Consider the following 3,833-nt stretch of genomic DNA (forward strand, 5'->3'; position numbering starts at 1 on the left):
ACTTCACGGCGACGGTCATGCGTGGCGACAAGTTTGGGTTTATCGGCCCGAACGGCGCCGGCAAGACCACGCTGCTGAAAATGATTCTTGGCGAGCTCGCGCCGGACGAGGGCACGGTGCGCACCGGCACGAATACGCAGGTAGCGTATTTCGACCAGATGCGCGAGCAACTCGACCTCGACAAAACCCTCGCCGACACCATCAGCCCAGGCAGCGAATGGGTCGAAGTGAACGGCGTGAAGAAGCATGTCATGAGTTATCTCGGCGACTTCCTGTTCGCGCCTGAACGCGCGCGTTCGCCGGTCCGTTCCTTATCGGGCGGCGAGCGCAACCGCCTGCTGCTCGCGCGTCTGTTCGCCCGTCCGGCCAATGTGCTGGTGCTGGACGAGCCGACCAACGACCTCGACATCCAGACGCTCGAACTGCTTGAAGAATTGTTGACCGAGTACGACGGCACCGTGTTGCTGGTCAGCCACGATCGCCAATTCCTCGACAATGTGGTGACGTCGGTGTTCGCGTCAGAAGGTGGCGGCAAGTGGCGCGAGTACGTAGGCGGATTTAGCGACTGGCAAATCCAGCGTGAACGCTCGGAGAAAATCGCGTCGGACGCAGCACGCGACACGGCCAAGCAGGCGAAGAAGGACGACGGCCCCAAGGACAGCGGCGCCGGACGCAACACGCAACGTTCGAACAAGCTTCCGTATAAGGAAGTGCGCGAACTAGAAGCGTTGCCGGCGCAGATCGCGGCGCTCGAAGCCGAGCAAAAGGAGATCGCTGCCAAACTCGCGGACGGGTCTGTGTTTGCGCGAGATCCGAAAGAGGGTACGCGCCTGAGCGAGCGGCACGCGGTGATCGACGAGGCGTTGCTGGTCGCGCTCGAACGCTGGGAAGAGCTCGACGCAAAGCGTAAATAGCACGGGCCTCGAAACCGGTTGTTAAGCGGGCTTTTTAGCGGGCTTTAACGCCCGGCGCCTGCGGTCTTATCGATAAATTTGTCGAAATCAGTACAATACGTCGCGTTTTCGAGCACCCGGGCTCGTGTGACTTCGCGGTTGAAAGCGCGGGGTTGAAAGCGGGGCCGGCGCGACGTTTAGTTTTTCGCGGTTGAGTTTAATTACGCGCAATCCGGCGCGGTCAGCCGGGTTGGTCTGCTGTGTTCACGTATTCGCCGGTCGTCCGGCGCGACCATCGCTGGGTGAGAAGCGGGTCGATCGGACGCCGGACCATCGTCCAGACATGTCCACGAAAAAACCCAGCACCGCCGACGGCGGCAAGAACAGCGGATACAGCGAAGCATCGATCAAGGTGCTGAAAGGTCTCGAGCCGGTCAAGCAACGACCCGGCATGTACACCCGTACTGAGAATCCGCTGCACATCATCCAGGAAGTCATCGACAACGCATCCGACGAAGCGCTTGGCGGCTATGGCCGGCAAATCGCGGTGACGCTGCACGTCGATCATTCGGTGTCGGTCGAAGACGACGGGCGCGGCATTCCGTTCGGCATGCATCCGGAAGAAGGTGTGCCAGTCGTGGAGATCGTGTTCACGCGCCTGCACGCTGGTGGCAAGTTCGACAAGGGCTCGGGCGGCGCGTACACGTTCTCGGGCGGCCTGCACGGCGTCGGCGTCTCGGTCACCAACGCGTTGTCCACGCGGCTCGACGTCACCGTCTGGCGCGACGGCAAAGTCGCGGAACTGGGCTTTTCGAACGGCGATGTGGTGAAGCCGCTCGAAACCCGTGCAATGAACCGTGGCGAAAAGAAGTCGGGCACGCGTGTCACTGCCTGGGCAAACCCGAAGTATTTCGATTCGCCCAACTTGCCGGTCGGTGAGTTGCAGCGGCTTTTGCGTTCGAAGGCGGTGTTGCTGCCGGGCGTGGAAGTCGTGCTGATTAATGAAAAAACCGGCGAGCGCCAAACCTGGAAATACGAGGACGGGTTGAGGGGCTATTTGCTCGAAGGCATGGGCGGCAGCGATCTCCTGATCCCGCTGTTCGAAGGAGAACGCTTCGCCGGCAACGCCAAATCCAGTGAAGAAACCTTTGCTGAAGGCGAGGGCGCGACGTGGGTGGTCGCATGGAGCGAGGAAGGGCCGTTGTTGCGCGAGTCGTACGTGAACCTGATTCCGACACCCGCTGGCGGCACCCACGAATCGGGCTTGCGCGACGGCTTGTTCCAGGCGGTCAAGAGCTTTGTCGAATTACACAATTTGCAGCCCAAAGGCGTGAAATTGCTCGCCGAGGACGTGTTCGCGCGCGTGTCGTTCGTGTTGTCGGCGAAAGTGCTCGATCCGCAGTTCCAAGGGCAGATCAAGGAACGCCTCAATAGCCGTGATGCGGTGAAACTGGTGTCGTCCTTTACGCGTCCCGCGCTCGAATTGTGGCTGAACCAGCACGTGGAGTTTGGCAAGAAGCTCGCGGAACTCGTGATCCGGCAAGCGCAAGCGCGTACGCGTGCGGGTCAGAAAGTCGAGAAGCGCAAGAGTTCCGGCGTGGCGATACTGCCGGGCAAGCTCACTGATTGCGAATCGACCGACATTTCGCGTAACGAACTGTTTTTGGTGGAAGGCGATTCGGCGGGCGGCTCGGCCAAGATGGGCCGCGACAAGGAGTTTCAAGCCATCTTGCCGTTGCGCGGCAAGGTGCTGAACACGTGGGAAACGGAGCGGGACCGGCTGTTTGCAAACAACGAAGTGCACGACATTGCGGTCGCGATCGGCGTGGATCCGCACAGTCCGGATAGTCTGGATAGCAAGGCCGATTTATCGAACCTGCGTTACGGCAAGATCTGCATTTTGTCGGACGCGGACGTCGACGGCGCGCACATCCAAGTGTTGCTTCTCACCTTGTTCTTCAAACATTTTCCGCAATTGATCGAACAGGGCAACGTCTGCATCGCGCGGCCTCCGCTGTTTCGTGTCGATGCCCCCGCGCGCGGCAAGAAGCCGGCGCAAAAGCTCTACGCGCTGGACGAAGGCGAACTCGAGGCGATCCTCGACAAGCTGCGAAAGGACGGCGTGCGCGAAACCCAATGGTCGATCAGCCGTTTCAAGGGCTTGGGCGAAATGAGCGCGGAACAGCTCTGGGATACCACGATGAACCCCGACACGCGCCGCCTGCTGCCGGTGGAACTCGGCGATCTCGGCTTCGACGACACGGTCACTCGCATGACCATGCTGATGGGCAAGGGCGAAGCGGCATCGCGGCGAAGCTGGCTGGAAGAAAAGGGCAACGAAGTCGAAGCGGATATTTGAGGCTGCAGAGCTTCTCCTGATGAACTTCGTCAACGCATAACTCTGGAAATTCGATGGACGATCTTTTCGCGGAACAAGAAGCCGCGCCTGAAGGCGAAAAGCTGATGCTTGGCGACTACGCCGAGCGCGCGTATCTCGACTACGCGGTGAGCGTGGTGAAGGGCCGCGCGTTGCCGGACGTATGCGACGGCCAGAAACCGGTGCAGCGCCGCATCCTGTTTGCCATGAACGAAATGGGCCTCGCGAGCACCGCGAAGCCGGTGAAGTCGGCGCGCGTGGTGGGCGACGTGCTGGGTAAATACCATCCGCACGGTGACCAGTCGGCCTACGACGCACTCGTGCGTCTCGCGCAGGCGTTTTCAATGCGCTATCCGTTGATCGACGGGCAGGGCAACTTCGGCTCGCGCGACGGCGACGGCGCGGCGGCCATGCGTTACACGGAAGCGCGTCTCACCCCGATCGCGAAATTGCTGCTCGATGAAATCGACATGGGCACCGTCGATTTCATGCCGAACTACGACGGTTCGTTCCAGGAGCCGAAGCTTCTGCCCGCGCGCCTGCCCTTTGTGCTGCTGAACGGC

General features: G+C 60.8%; 3 protein-coding genes. All 3 read left to right on the top strand.

Going from position 1 to position 3,833, the window contains the following annotated elements; genetic code table 11:
• Nucleotides 1-914: ATP-binding cassette domain-containing protein (locus tag WCA53_RS23680; RefSeq protein WP_423916200.1), on the top strand; the 914-nt coding region annotated here is incomplete at its 5' end.
• 322 nt (nucleotides 915-1,236) lie between these two features.
• Nucleotides 1,237-3,252, top strand: a complete 2,016-nt coding sequence (locus WCA53_RS23685) for a DNA topoisomerase IV subunit B (protein WP_423916203.1) — start codon at nucleotides 1,237-1,239, stop codon at nucleotides 3,250-3,252.
• 53 nt (nucleotides 3,253-3,305) lie between these two features.
• Nucleotides 3,306-3,833 (top strand): DNA gyrase subunit A (locus WCA53_RS23690; protein WP_423916205.1); only part of this gene is annotated, 528 nt, incomplete at its 3' end.

The organism is Caballeronia sp. (assembly GCF_049581465.1).
Taxonomy (GTDB): domain Bacteria; phylum Pseudomonadota; class Gammaproteobacteria; order Burkholderiales; family Burkholderiaceae; genus Caballeronia.

What these genes read in the sequence shown, in the direction of transcription:
- WCA53_RS23685 (WP_423916203.1), top strand. Translation starts at nt 1,237, where the DNA reads ATGTCCACGAAAAAACCCAGCACCGCCGACGGCGGCAAGAACAGCGGA.